General features: G+C 74.6%; 11 protein-coding genes and 1 pseudogene. 10 read left to right on the top strand and 2 right to left on the bottom strand.

Annotated features, from left to right (window positions below; all coding sequences use genetic code 11):
* The first annotated feature begins 75 nt into the window (after positions 1-75).
* The 8 genes and pseudogenes from metK (at position 76) to ACFOYX_RS34590 (ending at position 11,234) form a co-directional block, all read left to right on the top strand.
* Positions 76-1,266 (top strand): methionine adenosyltransferase, encoded by a 1,191-nt coding sequence (gene metK / locus ACFOYX_RS34625; RefSeq protein WP_238453861.1) that lies wholly within the window; start codon positions 76-78, stop codon positions 1,264-1,266.
* Between the two features lie 59 nt (positions 1,267-1,325).
* Positions 1,326-3,506: a primosomal protein N' gene (locus ACFOYX_RS34620; RefSeq protein WP_322440592.1), complete on the top strand. Its 2,181-nt coding sequence runs from the start codon at positions 1,326-1,328 to the stop codon at positions 3,504-3,506.
* A 246-nt stretch (positions 3,507-3,752) separates the two neighbouring features.
* A complete protein-coding gene (locus ACFOYX_RS34615; RefSeq protein WP_109802753.1) occupies positions 3,753-4,736 on the top strand; it encodes an AAA family ATPase in 984 nt (327 codons plus the stop codon).
* 146 nt (positions 4,737-4,882) lie between these two features.
* Positions 4,883-6,124 carry a cytochrome P450 gene (locus ACFOYX_RS34610; protein WP_377534782.1) on the top strand — a complete coding sequence of 414 codons (1,242 nt, stop codon included), beginning with the start codon at positions 4,883-4,885 and terminating at the stop codon, positions 6,122-6,124.
* Positions 6,125-6,169: 45 nt separating this feature from the next.
* The gene (gene def / locus ACFOYX_RS34605) at positions 6,170-6,727 is read left to right on the top strand and encodes a peptide deformylase (protein ID WP_109802755.1); all 558 of its coding nucleotides are present in this window, start codon (positions 6,170-6,172) and stop codon (positions 6,725-6,727) included.
* A gap of 7 nt (positions 6,728-6,734) precedes the next feature.
* Positions 6,735-7,661, top strand: a complete 927-nt coding sequence (gene fmt, locus ACFOYX_RS34600) for a methionyl-tRNA formyltransferase (RefSeq protein ID WP_322440594.1) — start codon at positions 6,735-6,737, stop codon at positions 7,659-7,661.
* Positions 7,658-9,289, top strand: coding sequence for an RsmB/NOP family class I SAM-dependent RNA methyltransferase (locus tag ACFOYX_RS34595; RefSeq protein ID WP_377534761.1), 1,632 nt, complete (start codon positions 7,658-7,660; stop codon positions 9,287-9,289). The genes fmt and ACFOYX_RS34595 overlap by 4 nt, the downstream gene beginning before the upstream one ends.
* Positions 9,290-9,506: 217 nt before the next feature.
* A pseudogene (locus ACFOYX_RS34590) lies at positions 9,507-11,234 on the top strand (M28 family peptidase).
* Positions 11,235-11,274: 40 nt separating this feature from the next.
* On the opposite strand, the gene ACFOYX_RS34585 reads toward ACFOYX_RS34590, so the two are convergent.
* Both ACFOYX_RS34585 and ACFOYX_RS34580 read right to left on the bottom strand, forming a co-directional pair.
* Positions 11,275-12,165, bottom strand: a complete 891-nt coding sequence (locus ACFOYX_RS34585) for a septum formation family protein (RefSeq protein ID WP_109802757.1) — start codon at positions 12,163-12,165, stop codon at positions 11,275-11,277.
* Positions 12,166-12,250: 85 nt separating this feature from the next.
* On the bottom strand, positions 12,251-13,138 hold the full coding sequence (locus ACFOYX_RS34580) for a septum formation family protein (protein ID WP_322440595.1): 888 nt from the start codon (positions 13,136-13,138) through the stop codon (positions 12,251-12,253).
* A gap of 257 nt (positions 13,139-13,395) precedes the next feature.
* On the opposite strand from ACFOYX_RS34580, the gene rpe reads away from it, so the two are divergent.
* Together rpe and ACFOYX_RS34570 are read left to right on the top strand one after the other, a co-directional pair.
* Positions 13,396-14,076, top strand: coding sequence for a ribulose-phosphate 3-epimerase (gene rpe, locus ACFOYX_RS34575; RefSeq protein ID WP_109802759.1), 681 nt, complete (start codon positions 13,396-13,398; stop codon positions 14,074-14,076).
* A gap of 1 nt (position 14,077) precedes the next feature.
* Positions 14,078-15,034, top strand: coding sequence for a response regulator (locus ACFOYX_RS34570; protein ID WP_109802760.1), 957 nt, complete (start codon positions 14,078-14,080; stop codon positions 15,032-15,034).
* The last annotated feature ends 186 nt before the right edge of the window (positions 15,035-15,220 follow it).

Genomic DNA, 15,220 nt, shown 5'->3' with positions numbered 1-15,220 from the left:
GAGTCACCCTCGAGGCACGGTGACTAAACTGCCGCGGAGCGACCGTTCAAGAGTTTTCACATGCTTAGGAGTGCCGTGACACGTCTCTTCACGTCCGAATCGGTCACGGAAGGCCACCCGGACAAGATCGCCGACCAGATCAGCGACGGCATTCTGGACGCCCTGCTCAGCCAGGACCCGCACAGCCGGGTCGCGGTCGAGACCATGATCACCACCGGCCAGGTGCACGTCGCCGGTGAGGTCACCACCAAGGCGTACGCCGACATCCCGACCATCGTGCGGGACACCATCCTGGAGATCGGCTACGACTCGTCGAAGAAGGGCTTCGACGGCGCCTCCTGCGGCGTGAGCGTGTCCATCGGCGCCCAGTCGCCGGACATCGCCCAGGGCGTCGACAACGCCTTCGAGCTGCGTACCGGCTCGTCGGAGAGCGCGCTGGACGCGCAGGGCGCCGGTGACCAGGGCATGATGTTCGGCTTCGCCTGCTCGGAGACGCCCGAGCTGATGCCCCTGCCGATCGCGCTCGCGCACCGGCTGGCCCGCCGGCTCGCCGCGGTCCGCAAGGACGGCACCATCCCGTACCTGCGGCCGGACGGCAAGACCCAGGTGACCATCGAGTACGACGGACTGCGCCCCGTCCGGCTGGACACCGTGGTGGTCTCCAGCCAGCACGCCGCCGACATCTCGCTGGAGTCGCTGCTCACCCCCGACGTGCGCGACCACGTCATCGCCCCCGAGCTGGAGAGCCTCGGCCTGGACACCGAGGGCTACCGGCTCCTGGTCAACCCGACGGGGCGGTTCGAGATCGGCGGCCCGATGGGCGACGCCGGCCTCACCGGCCGGAAGATCATCGTCGACACCTACGGCGGGTACGCCCGCCACGGCGGCGGCGCCTTCTCCGGTAAGGACCCCTCCAAGGTGGACCGCTCGGCCGCGTACGCCATGCGCTGGGTGGCCAAGAACGTGGTCGCCGCCGGCCTGGCCGAGCGCTGCGAGGCGCAGGTCGCGTACGCGATCGGCAAGGCCCACCCGGTCAGCCTCTTCATCGAGACCTTCGGCACCGAGACCGTGCCGGTCGCCTCGATCGAGAAGGCCGTCGCCGAGGTCTTCGACCTGCGCCCGGCCGCGATCATCCGGGACCTCAACCTGCTCCGCCCGATCTACCAGCAGACCGCCGCGTACGGCCACTTCGGCCGCGAGCTGCCGGACCTGACCTGGGAGAGCACCGACCGGGCCGCCGACCTCAAGTCGGCCGCGGGAGCCTGACCGGCACCAGGCGCAGCGACCGGCGACCCGCGCAGCGGTCGCCGGTCGCTCGTGTCTGCGTGGACGTGCCCCTGGCGCACCTGGACCGCCCCTTCGACTACCTGGTCCCGGCCGAGCTGGACGCCGAGGCGGTCCCCGGCGTCCGGGTCAAGGTGCGCTTCGCCGGCCAGCTCGTCGACGGCTGGCTGCTGGAGCGGGCCGACGCCTCCGACCACCCCCGGTTGGCGTACCTGGAGAAGGTCGTCTCACCGGTGCCGGTGCTCGCGCCGGAGGTCGCCCGGCTGGCCCGGGCGGTGGCCGACCGGTACGCCGGCAGCCTCGCCGACGTGCTCCGCCTCGCCGTGCCGCCCCGGCACGCCCGCGTCGAGAAGGAGTCCGAGCCCGCACCGCCGTCGGCCGACCCCGTCCCGCCCGCTGACCCCGCCGCGGCCGGCGACCCCGCCTTGGCCGGTGCGACTGCCGGCACGGCCGGCGGGACTGCCGGCACGGCCCCCGCCGGCCCGACCGTCGCTGACGCAGCCCCGGCCGCCGACCCCGCCCCGGCCGGCGGGACTGCCGACCTGGCCTCGGCCGCCGCCCCGGCCGCCCCGGACGGCGCGACCGCCGCCGGCCCTGTGGGCACCGCCCCGACCGCGGCCGCCCCCACCGCCACCGGACCGACGGGGGCTGGCGGCGGCGCGGTGCACGTCGACCCGCGCGGCTGGCGGGACTACCCGGCCGGGCCCGCGTTCCTGCGCGCGGTCACCGACGGGCGGGCGCCGCGCGCGGTCTGGTCGGCGCTCCCGGGGGAGGACTGGGCCGCCCGGTACGCCGACGCCGTCGCCGCCACCGTGGCCGGCGGCCGGGGCGCGCTGGTCGTGGTGGCCGACGCCCGGGACCTGGACCGGCTCGACGCCGCGCTGACCGGCGCGCTCGGGCCCGACCGGCACGTCTGTCTCTCCGCCGCGCTCGGACCGGCCCGCCGCTACCGCGCCTTCCTCGCCGCCCGGCGCGCCCCGGCGCCGGTGGTGATCGGCACCCGCGCGGCGATGTTCGCCCCGGTGGACCGGCTCGGCCTGGTGGCGATCTGGGACGACGGGGACGACCTGCACGCCGAGCCCCGGGCGCCGTATCCGCACGCCCGGGAGGTGCTGCTCACCCGGGCCCAGCTCGGCGGGGCGGCGGCCCTGGTCGGCGGGTACGCCCGGACCGCCGAGGCGCAGCTGCTGGTGGAGACCGGCTGGGCCCGGGAGGTGGTGGCCGACCGGGCGACCGTGCGGGCGCGTACCCCGGCGATCGCGCCGACCGGCGACGACCCGCAACTGGCCCGCGACCCCGGCGCGGCGACGGCCCGGCTGCCCAGCCTGGCCTGGACCACGGCCCGGGACACCCTGCGCGCCGACGCTCCGGTGCTGGTGCAGGTGCCGCGCCGGGGCTACCTGCCCTCGGTGGCCTGCGCCGACTGCCGGACCCCGGCCCGCTGCCCGCACTGCGCCGGCCCGCTCGCGCTGCCCTCCGCCGCCGGGACGCCCGCCTGCCGCTGGTGCGGCCGGGTCGCCGCCGCGTACGCCTGCCCGGAGTGCGGCGGGCGGCGGCTGCGCGCCTCCGTGACCGGCGCCCGGCGCACCGCCGAGGAGCTGGGCCGGGCCTTCCCCGGGGTGCCGGTGCGCACCTCGGGCCGGGAGGAGGTGCTCACCACCGTGCCCGCCGGGGCCGGCCTGGTGATCGCCACCCCCGGTGCCGAACCGGTCGCCGAGGGCGGCTACGGGGCCGTGCTGCTGCTCGACTCGTGGGCGCTGCTCACCCGGGCCGACCTGCGGGCCGGCGAGGAGGCGCTGCGCCGGTGGCTGGCCGCGGCGGCCCTGGCCCGTCCGGGCTCGGCCGGCGGCCGGGTGGTGGTGGTCGCCGACGGCGCGCTCGCCCCGGTGCAGGCCCTGCTGCGCTGGGACGCCGCCTGGTTCGCCGCCCGGGAGCTGGCCGAGCGGCGGGAGCTGGGCTTTCCGCCGGCGGTGAAGATGGCCAGCGTCACCGGCCCGGCCGACGCCGTGGCCGACCTGCTGGCCGGGGCCCGGCTGCCCGACGGCGCGGAGGTGCTCGGTCCGGTGCCCGCCGACGAGGGCCGCGAACGGATGCTGGTGCGGGTTCCCCGGGCCCGGGCGGCCGCGCTGGCGGAGGCGCTGCACACGGCCGCCGGGCAGCGCGCCGCCCGCAAGGCCGCCGACCCGGTCCGCCTCCAGGTCGACCCGCTGAGCCTCTTCTGACCCCGCCCGCCGCAGGTGGCGGGGGGTGTGGCGGGGTGCCCGTCGCACACCGCGTGCGGTAAAGCGCTGGCGGCTGCGTGATAGCATCGCCCGTCATGCCCGGGCGTACGACGGCTCGAGGTCGCGGCGCGGCGTCAGGCGCGCCGAGCTGGAGCTGTCGGAGAATGGCCCAACGAAGGCGGGAGCGCGTCGATCCGACGCCAGATCGATGCTGTCAAGCAGCCGGTGAGCAGGGGTGGACCAGTCGTGACCGTTCGTCAATCGATCGTCTTCAACGGTGACCTCGGTAGCGGCAAGAGCACCGTCTCCGTCGAGATCGCCAAGCGGCTGGGGCTGCGCCGGGTCAGCGTCGGCGACCTCTACCGGCAGATGGCGCAGGAGCGGCAGATGACCGCGCTCCAGCTCAACCTGCACGCCGAGCTGGACCAGGCGGTCGACGGCTACGTCGACCAGCTCCAGCGGGACATCGCCGCCTCCGGCGAGTCGCTGGTGATGGACTCCCGGCTGGCCTGGCACTTCTTCACCGACGCGCTCAAGGTGCACATGATCACCGAGCCGACCGAGGCGGCCCGCCGGGTGCTGGCCCGCCCGTCCGGCCCGGCCGAGAGCTACAGCTCCCTGGAGGAGGCGAGGGCCAAGCTCCGGGAGCGCAGCGAGAGCGAGCGCAACCGCTTCATCGTCCGGTACGGCGTCGACAAGGCCCGGCTGCGCAACTACGACCTGATCTGCGACACCACCCGGGCCGACCCGGAGCAGGTGATCGCGCACATCATCGACGTCTACGAGGGCCGCCTCGGCGCCGACGTGCTGGCCGACGGCCAGCCGCTGCTGCTGCTCGACCCGGCCCGGGTCTACCCGACCGAGGACATCACCACCCTGCGCGGGCTCTGGGACTCCGAGTTCGTCGGCGAGGTGGCCGGCGCCGGTGACGAGGCCCTGGAACCGCTGCGGATCGGCTACACCGGTGAGTACTTCTTCGTCGTCGACGGGCACCGCCGGCTCAGCGCCGCCATCCAGAGCGGCTTCCCCCTCGTCCCGGCCCGGCTGGTGGCCGAGGTGGAGGAGCCGGTGGTCGGCGGGATGAGCGCGGTCGACTACTTCACCGCCCAGGTCCGTCCGAGCATGATCCACGACTGGGAGGCGGCCCACGGAATCGCGCTGCCGCTGCCCGAGCACGCCCTGCTCGGTGGCGATGCGGTGCTGGCCGGGGAGCCCGGCAGCGGCGCCTGAGCCGACCCGGGCGGCGGTCACCGGCCGGCGCCTGGACCGGCGCGGGGCGGCGGGGGATCGCCGGATCGGGCGAACGGGCGCATGATGTAGGTCGCCGATCTCCCGGGAGGCTGACCGTGGATCCTGTCGACGCCCTCGCGCTGCTGATGTCCCCCGAGGGGCGGGTGAACCCGTACCCCACCTACGAGCGGTTGCGGGCGCACGGTCCGGTCGTCCAGGCCGGGCCGGTCTTCTACGCGGTCACCGGCTACGCCGAGGCCGACGAGATCCTCCGCGACCCGCGGTTCGGGGTGCTGGACGACGAGCTGCGCGACCAGTTCCTGCCCGGCTGGCGGGAGAGCCCGGCCGTGGCCTCGATCTCCCGCTCGATGCTGCGTACCAACCCGCCGGACCACAGCCGGATGCGGCGGCTCGCCGCGGGCGCCTTCACCCCGCGCCGGATCGCCGCGATGCGGGACGTGGTGGTCGCCCAGGCCGACGAGCTGGTCGACGCCATGCTGGAGCGGGGCCGGGACGGGCGGCCGGTCGACTTCCTGGCCGACTTCGCGTACCCGCTGCCGGTCGGGGTGATCTGCGCCCTGCTCGGCGTGCCGGCGGCGGACCGGCCGCTGTTCCGGCGCTGGGCGGCGGACCTGACCGGGGTGCTGGAGCCGGAGATCACCCCCGAGGAGCTGGCCGTCGCCGACCGGGGCGCCACCGAGCTGCGCGACTACTTCGCCGAGCTGGTGCGGGCCCGCCGCCGCGCGCCGGCCGACGACCTGACCACGGCGCTGGTGCAGGTGCACGACGCCGACGGCGGGCGGCTCTCCGGCGACGAGCTGCTGGCCAACCTGGTGGTGCTGCTGGTGGCCGGCTTCGAGACGACCACCAACCTGCTCGGCAACGGTCTCGTGGTGCTGCTGGAGCACGCCCGGGCGGCCGGCGCGCTGCGCGGGCACCCCGAGTTCGCCGCCGACTACGTCGACGAACTGCTGCGCTACGACTCCCCGGTCCAGCTCACCTCGCGGATGAGCACCGCCCCGGCCGACCACGGCGGGCTGCACCTGCCTGCGGGCAGCTGGCTGCTCGTGCTGCTGGGCGCCGCGAACCGGGACCCGCGGCGGTACCCGGAGCCGGCGCGGTTCGACCCGTGGCGGCCGCAGATCCACCCGCTCTCCTTCGGCGCCGGCCCGCACTACTGTCTCGGCGCGGGGCTGGCCCGGTTGGAGGCGCAGGTCGCCTTCCCGTTGCTGCTGCGCCGGCTGCCCGGGCTGGCCCTGGCCGGCGAGCCGGAGCGGCGGGTCCGGCTGACCCTGCGCGGGTACGCCACCCTGCCGGTGACCGTGGGTGAGGAGTCCCCGCTCACCGATCGCGGTACGCCGGCCGGGGCGGCTCCGGTCACTCCGTAGACTGGTACGGCAGAGTTCGTCCCGCCGTCGAAGGAGCCACCCCGCGTGACCGTTCAGCCCATCCGTCTGTTCGGGGATCCGGTGCTGCGCACGCCGGCCGATCCGGTGGTCGACTTCGACGCCGAGCTGCGCAAGCTCGTCGCCGACCTGACCGACACGATGCGCGAGCAGAGCGGCGCCGGACTGGCCGCGCCCCAGCTCGGCGTGGGCCTGCGGGTGTTCACCTTCGACGTCGACGACGTGCTCGGCCACCTGGTCAACCCGGTGCTGGAATTCCCCGACGAGGAGGAGCAGGACGGCCCGGAGGGCTGCCTGTCCATCCCCGGCCTCTACTTCGACACCAAGCGCCGGCAGAACGTGATCGCCAAGGGGTTCAGCGCCTTCGGTGACCCGGTGCAGATCGTGGGCAGCGGCCTGATGGCCCGCTGCGTGCAGCACGAGACCGACCACCTGGACGGGGTGCTCTTCGTCGACCGGCTGGATCCCGAAGGGCGCAAGGAGGCCATGAAGGCGATCCGCCAGGCCGAGTGGTACGACCAGGCCGCCCCGCCGGTGGTCAAGCTCAGCCCGCACCTGAGCAATCCGTTCGGTCTGGGTCGGTGAGCCGCCGGTGCGCCTGATCTTCGCCGGCACCCCGGCCGTCGCCGTTCCCGCCCTGGACGCCATCGCCGCGTCCGGCCACGAGCTGCTGGCCGTGGTCACCCGTCCCGACGCGCCGGCCGGTCGCGGCCGGGGCCTGGTCCGCTCGCCCGTCGGCGCCTGGGCCGACGCGCACGGCGTCGAGGTGCTCACCCCGGCCCGGCCCCGCGAGCCCGAGTTCCTGGACCGGCTCCGCGAGCTGGCCCCGGACTGCGTGCCGGTGGTCGCGTACGGCGCGTTGGTGCCGCCGGTCGCCCTGGAGGTCCCCCGGTACGGCTGGATCAACCTGCACTTCTCGCTGCTGCCCGCCTGGCGGGGCGCGGCGCCGGTGCAGCACGCCGTGCTGCACGGCGACGAGCTGACCGGGGCCAGCGTCTTCCAGCTCGAGCAGGGGCTGGACACCGGCCCGGTGTACGGCACGCTCACCGACGAGATCCGGCCGACCGACACCTCCGGCGACCTGCTGGAGCGGCTCGCCCACTCCGGCGCCGGCCTGCTGGTGGCGGTCCTCGACGCGATCGAGGCCGGCGCCGCGCGGGCCGAGCCGCAGCCGGCCGACGGGGTGTCCCTGGCCCCGAAGCTGACCGTCGAGGACGCGCGGGTGCGCTGGAGCGACCCGGCCTTCGCCGTCGACCGGCGGATCCGCGCCTGCACCCCGGCCCCCGGCGCGTGGACGACCTTCCGGGGCGAGCGGGTCAAGCTCGGCCCGGTGGTCCCGGTGGCGGACGGCCCCGAGCTGAAGCCCGGTGAGCTGCTGGCCGAGAAGGCCCGGGTGCTGGCCGGTACGGCCACCGTCCCGGTGCGGCTCGGCGAGGTCCGGGCGGCCGGCAAGAAGGCGATGTCGGCGAGCGACTGGGCGCGCGGTGCCCGGGTCGCCGCCGGGGAGGTGCTCGCGTGACCGGGCCGTCCGAGCCCCGGGGTGAGCGCTTCTCCGACGAGGGCCGACGCGGCCCGTCGACCGGACGGCCGTCCGGCGGCGCGCGGGGCGGGTCCGGCCGTGCCGACGACGGCGGCCGCGGCGAGCGGTCCGGCGACCGGGGCCGGTCCTTCGGGGCCGAGCGCGGCGACCGGTACCCGCGCGGTGCGCGACCGGGGCAGGGCGGGGACCGCCCGCGCGGCGGCCAGTTCGGCGCGGACCGGCGTGGCGCCGGCCGGCGGCCGGTCCGGCCCGCCGTCGACCTGCCGCGGCAGGTCGCGTACCAGGCGATCGCGGCGGTGCACCGGGACGACGCGTACGCCAACCTGGTGCTGCCGGCGATGCTGCGGGAGGAGGGGCTGGTCGGTCGGGACGCCGCCTTCGCCACCGAGCTGACCTACGGCACGCTGCGCCAGACCGGCACCCTCGACGCGATCATCACCGACGCCGCCGGGCGGGACGTGCAGCGGATCGACCCGCCGGTACGCGACGCGCTGCGGCTCGGGGCGTACCAGCTCCTGCACACCCGGGTGCCGGCGCACGCGGCGGTCTCCTCCACCGTCGACCTGGTGCGGTCGGTGGGCCCGGGCGCCACCGGCTTCGCCAACGCGGTGCTCCGCGAGATCACCACCCGGGACCTCGACGGCTGGGTGGCAAAGCTCGCCCCGGCGACGGAGACCGACCCGGTCGGCCATCTCGCGCTGGCGTACAGCCACCCGCAGTGGATCGTCCGGGCGTTCGCCGAGGCGCTGGGCGGCGATCTCGGCGAGACCGAGCGGCTGCTGATCGAGGACAACGAGCGGCCGCCGGTGCACCTGTGCGCCCGGCCGGGCCTGGCGGACCCGGTGGAGCTGGCCGACGAGGTGGGCGGCGCCCCGGGCGCCTTCTCGCCGTACGCGGTCTACCTGTCCGGCGGCGCGCCGGGTGACCTGCGGGCGGTGATCGAGGGGCGGGCGCACGTCCAGGACGAGGGCTCCCAGCTGGTGGCGAACGCCCTGGCGGTGGCGCCGTTGGACGGCCCGGACGCCCGCTGGCTCGACCTCTGCGCGGGACCGGGCGGCAAGGCCGGCCTGCTCGGCGCCCTGGCGGCGCAGCGCGGCGCCCGGCTCACCGCGGTGGAGGTGGCCGAGCACCGGGCCCGGCTGGTCGAACAGGCCACCCGGGGCCTGCCGGTGACTGTGCTCGCCACCGACGGGCGGACGGTCGGCGGGGACCCGGAGCTGCCCGAGGGGCACTTCGACCGGGTACTGGTGGATGCCCCCTGCACCGGGTTGGGCTCGTTGCGCCGGCGACCGGAGTCCCGCTGGCGCCGCCAGCCCTCGGACCTGCCGCCGCTGACCCGGTTGCAGCGGGAGCTGCTCACCGCGGCGCTGCGCGCGGTGCGCCCGGGCGGCCTGGTCGCTTACGTCACCTGCTCCCCGCACACGGTGGAGACGCACGTGACGGTGACCGAGGCGGCCCGCCGGTGCGGCCTGCCGGTGGACTTCGTCGACGCCCGGCCGCTGCTGCCGGCCGGCATGCCGGGCCTGGGCGACGGGCCGACGGTGCAGCTCTGGCCGCACCGGCACGGCACCGACGCGATGTTCCTGGCGGTGCTGCGCCGGGGCTGAGCCAGCCCAAGACGCCGAAGCCGGCGTGACCCCACCCGACCCGGGGCACGACTCGTGCCCCGGGTCGGCCCGTTCCGGTGTGACACCCCGTTGACTACTCAATCGATACATGTAACTGTTCCGATTACCGGTCCGTCGGACGCCGAGCTCCACCGGACTCCACGGGTCGGCCGCCACCCCCCGACGTACGCTCCGCCGACCCCCACGAGGAGTCTCGATGAGACGTCGTACCCCGATCGCGGGCCTCGCGCTCGCCCTCTGCGCCGGCATGACGGCGACGCTGACCGCGACGACGGCCAGCGCCGCGCCCGCGGCCGCCCCCGCCCTGGCCGCCACCGCACCGGACATCTCGGTGACCAACGTCCAGGCCCACCTGACCCAGCTCAACACGATCGCCACCAGCAACGGCGGCACCCGCCGGGCCGGCTCCGCCGGCTACACCGCCTCGGTCGGCTACCTGAAGGGCAAGCTCCAGGCCGCCGGCTACACGGTCGCCGAGCAGTACTGCTCCACCTGCACCTACCCGTCGAACAACCTGATCGCGGAGTGGCCGCAGGGCCCCGCCGACCAGGTCGTCATGTTCGGCGCCCACCTGGACAGCGTCTCCGCCGGTCCCGGCATCAACGACAACGGCTCCGGCTCGGCCACCCTGCTGGAGAACGCGCTGGTGCTGGCCGCCCAGAACCCCACCATGACCAAGCGGGTGCGGTTCGCCTGGTGGACCGACGAGGAGCAGGGGCTCAACGGCTCCGAGTTCTACGTCAACTCGCTCAGCGCCACCCAGCGGGGCTACCTCAAGGGCTACTACAACTTCGACATGGTCGGCTCGCCCAACGGCGGCTACTTCATCAACCGGATCACCTCCACCACCGCCGCGCCGCTCAAGGCGTACTGGGACTCGCTGAGCATCCAGCCCGTGGAGAACGTCGAGGGGCAGGGCCGCTCCGACGACTACTCGTTCCAGCAGGCCGGCATCGCCACCTCCGGCTACTCGGCCGGCGCCAGCGCCCGCAAGACCACCACCCAGGCCGGCAAGTGGGGCGGCACGGCCAACTCCGCGTACGACTCCTGCTACCACCGGTCGTGCGACACCACCGGCAACATCAACCCGACCATCCTCAACCGCAGCGCCGACGGCGTCGCGTACGCGATCTGGCAGCTCGCGGTCGGCGGCACCCCGACCAACGACTTCGCCGTGGCGGTGAGCCCCACCGCCGGCAGCGTGGCCCGGGGCGCGACGACCACCGCGACGGTCAGCACCACGACCACCAGTGGCAGCGCGCAGACGGTGAACCTGTCGGCCACCGGCGCGCCGAGCGGGGTGACGGTGTCGTTCAGCCCGTCCTCGGTGACCTCCGGCGGCTCGGCCACCATGACGGTCAGCGCCTCGGCGACCGCCGCCACCGGCACCTTCACCGTCACGGTCACCGGCACCGGCTCGGTCAGCCACAGCGCGACGTACGGCCTCACCGTGACCGGCACCGGCGGCTGTGCCGGCGGCTAGCTGATCGGCAACAGCAGCTTCGAGTCCGGCACCACCGCGTGGACCGCCACCTCCGGAGTGATCACCAACTCGACCGGCCAGGCGGCCCGCACCGGCTCCTACAAGGCCTGGCTGGACGGGTACGGCAGCACCCACACCGACACGCTGTCCCAGTCGGTGACCGTGCCGGCCGGGTGCGCCAGCTACACGCTGGCCTTCTGGCTGCACATCGACACCGCCGAGACCACCAGCTCGACGGCGTACGACAGGCTGACCGTCCAGGTCGGCACCACCACGCTGGCGACGTACTCGAACCTGAACGCCGCCACCGGCTACGCGCAGCGCACGTTCAACCTGGCCGCGTACGCGGGCCAGACCGTGACGCTGAAGTTCACCGGCGTCGAGGACTCGTCGTTGCAGACCAGCTTCGTGGTCGACGACGTGACGCTGCAGGCCGGCTAGCCGGGACCGGTCAGCGGGGCGGGCGAGCGGCCCGCCCCACTCACTGGATCGGCAGGCTCCTGGTCCCGGCGCCCTTCAACGACCGGGTCAACGTGCGGTCGTCGATCCAGAGGAAGCACTGCACGCCGTGGTTGCCGTCCCGCCACTCCTCCTCGAAGGGGTGGTAGATGACGGTGCCGGCGCGGTACTGCAGATCGCTGTTGTTCGGCACCTTGACGTACTTGGCGATCAGGCCCCGGCAGGCCTTGTGCGCCCGCAGTGAGGTGCGCCGGAACTCGGCGTAGCTGATGTCCGGCGCCTGCCACACGCCGACGAACTCGGCGTGGTGCTTGGCGGTGCAGGCCACCGGCCGCATCTCGTCGATGTCGTCCTTGACCAGCTTCGGGTTGAAGCAGCCGTAGGCGAGCGGGGAGCCCGGGGCCAGCGCGCCGCGCAACGAGGCGCGGCGCGGGATGATGCTGCCGTCGTCGAGGCTGGCCACCTCGGAAACGTCGCAGCGGAACCAGCGGGCGCCGCCCGTCCAGGCCACCGCGGACGGGAACACCACCGAGACCAGCAGTCGCCCGGACCGCCAGTCCGCGCCCACCGCCTTGCCGACCTGCTTGTCGCACTCGACGCGGGCGGTCCGCGCGCCGGCCGAGCCGGTTCGCGGGGGAGCGCCCCGCTCGGCGTCCGGCCCGGTCAGCGTGCCGACGTGCAGGGTCTCCGCCCGGTGGGAGGCGGTGCACTCGACCGGGTTGTAGCCGCTGAGGTAGCCGATGTCCTGGACCGTGGGATGGCAGGCGCCGTTCTGCGGGACGAAGCCCTTCGCCGGCGCGAGGGCCGGCCAGTCGTCGGCCAGGTTTCGGTCCACCCCGGCGGGCGCGCCGCAACCGGCGAGCACCAGCACCGCCGTCCCGGCCACGGCGACCGCCGTCCACCACCGCCGCATTCGCCGACCTCCCCGTCGTCCGTCGTCGCGCCGGCCGGCTGGCACCGCCGGTACGCCACGGCGCAGCAGCATACGGCACCCGGGCTCAGATGACGGGTAGTCCCTGCGGGCCGACGCCGCGCATCGAGCGGGTGAGCCTCCGGTCGTCGCTCCACAGGAAACAGCGCACCCCCCGGTCGCCCTCCTCCCACTCCCGCTGCGACGGCGGGTAGAAGATCGATCCGGCCCGGTACGGCAGGTCGCTGTTGTCGGGCACGTTGGCGAAGACGGCGATGAGCGCCATGCAGCGCCGGTGCACCTGCTGGCTCGACCGGGTGAAATCCGCCCAGCTCATGTCGCGTTCCACGTAGACGCCGACGAACTCGGCCCGGTGCGGCTCGGTGCAGAGCACCGGCGCCATGTAGTTCAGGTTGTTGCCGATCAGCTTCGGGTCGAAGCACCGGTGCACCAGCGGGTTGTCGCCGACCATCGCGCCGCGCAGGCTGCCCACCCGGTTGGCCGGCCGGGTGTTGTCGATGCTGTCGGTCTCCGCCAGGTCGCACCGGTACCAGCGGGCGCCGGCGAGCCAGGCGGTCACCGAGGGCACCGCGATGTTCATGGTGAGCCGGGCGGAGTGCCAGTCCCCGCCGATCACCTCCCGGGCCCGCTGGTCGCATTCGGCCCGGGCGGTACGCAGCGCGGCGGACCCGGGTTCGGGACGGGCGCCGGCCGCGGCCGGCCCGGTGAACGCGCCGACGTGCACGGCCTCGGCCAGGTGGCTGCGCCCGCAGGCCACCGTCTCGTAGGTGCCGGCCTGCACGACCGCGGTGATCCGGGGCAGGCAGGCGTCCGTGGCGGGGATGAACAACTTGGGCGCCGGCAGGGCGGGCCAGTCGTCGATCAGGTCGCCGTCGGCCCGGTGCGGCGGGACGCAGCCGCTCAGCACCGCCGTCGCCGTGCCGGCCAGCGCCAGCGCCACGAGCCACCGTCGCATCGTCCGCCCCTTCCGGGAGATGGCAGCCGGTCGCCGCGGCCCGTACGGCGCCCCGCCGCCGGGCGTGCAGCATATGTGACCGTCCCCGATGGAGTGTTGCGGTGTTTCCGCCGATCGGCCAGTCGCGGCTGGCTTTTCGTCCGGGTTTTCGGGTCCGGGAGGGCCGATTCTGCACCATCGGTCACGGCCGGGTCACAGCGGGTCCGGGTTGGTGCCGTGCCGCGAGCGGCGGGTGACCGCGTTCGTACACTGGCCCCGTGACCGTACCGCCGCCCATCGTCGCGCCGAGCATCCTGGCCGCCGATTTCGCCCGCCTCGCCGACGAGGTCCGCGCCGTAGAGCATGCCGCCGACTGGTTGCACGTGGACGTCATGGACAACCACTTCGTGCCGAACCTGACGATCGGGCTGCCGGTGGTGCAGAGCCTGCGCGCCGTGACCGAGCTGCCCTTCGACGTGCACCTCATGATCGAGGATCCACGCCGCTGGGCGCCCGGGTACGCCGACGCCGGGGCGTACAACGTGACGTTCCACGCCGAGGCGTGCGACGACCCGGTGGCCCTGGCGAAGGACCTGCGCTCGGCCGGGGCGAAGGCCGGGCTGGCGATCGACCGGGACACCCCGATCGAGCCGTACCTCGACCTGCTGCCCAGCTTCGACACCCTGCTGATCATGACGATCAAGGCCGGGTTCGGCGGCCAGCGGTTCATCCCGCAACTCCTCGACAAGGTGCGGACCGCCCGCGGGCACGTCGACAGCGGCCACCTCGAGTTGCGCATCGAGGTCGACGGCGGGATCGGCGCCGACACCATCGAGCAGGCCGCGGCCGCCGGCGCGGACGCGTTCGTCGCCGGCACCGCCGTCTACGGGGCCGACGACCCGGCCGAGGCGGTGCGCCGCCTGCGCGCCCTGGCGGAACGCGCGGCCAGCGGGGCCTGAGGTGGACCCGGCCGGCGAGCGACCCGACGTCATCCTGGTCGTCGACGACGACGAGGACATCGCCCGTTTCGTCGAGTTCAACCTGCGGCTGCACGGCTTCGAGGTGATCCACGCCGGCGACGGCCAGGAGGCGCTCGAGGTGATCGAGCGACAACGACCGGACCTGGCCGTGGTCGACCTGATGATGCCGCGCATCGACGGCCTGGAGCTGACCCGCCGGCTGCGCGCCGACCCGATGACCGCCGCCCTGCCGGTGATCATGCTGACCGCCAAGGGAATGACCGTGGACAAGGTGCACGGCCTCAGCGCCGGCGCCGACGACTACCTGGTCAAGCCCTTCGACACCGCCGAGCTGGTGGCCCGGGTCAGCTCCACCCTGCGCCGCAACAAGGAGTTCCGGGAGGTCTCGCCGCTGACCGGGCTGCCCGGCAACAGCCGGATCCGGCGGGAGATCAGCGACCGGGTCCGCAACGGCGTCGACTACGCGGTCGGGTACATCGACATCGACCGGTTCAAGAGCGTCAACGACCGGTACGGCTTCGTCCGCGGCGACGAGTTCATCTCGGCCCTGGCCCGCAGCCTGCACCGGGCGGTGGTCTCGATCGGGCTGCCGCCGGCCTTCCTCGGCCACGTCGGCGGCGACGACTTCGTCATCGTCTGCACCCCCGGCCAGGTCCGGCCGCTGACCAGCCGGGCGGTGGTCGACTTCGAGAAGGCCGCGGACGCCCTCTACGACCCGACCGACCGGGAGCGCGGGTTCGTCGAGCTGAAGGACCGGCGGGGCAACATCCGGCGGGCCGCGCTGGTCACCCTCTCCATCGGCGTCTCCCTCTCCGACTCCGGGAAGCGCTTCTCGGACCCGCTGGAGGCGATCGCGGTGGCCTCGGAGATGAAGACGGTCGCGAAGAGCCAGCCCGGGTCGTACGTGGCGGTCGACCGGCGGCGCGGAGTCACCTGACCGTAACCGGACATCTGTGAGCTACCTCGCCTCCGTGGCGACGGGGGCGGTCCGGCGTGTAAGACTTCCGGTGTACCCACCACGCGCTGGCGGGGCTCGGTGAAATTCCGAACCGGCGGTGATCCACGGTCCGACCGTGGTAAGCCCGCGACCCGGACGGCTTCGGCCGGACGGTGGACCTGGTGA

Source organism: Micromonospora sp. GCM10011541 (assembly GCF_042650725.1).
GTDB lineage: Bacteria > Actinomycetota > Actinomycetes > Mycobacteriales > Micromonosporaceae > Micromonospora > Micromonospora sicca.
Note: the sequence above shows the minus strand (reverse complement) of the source record. Positions and strands in the feature narration are given on the sequence as shown.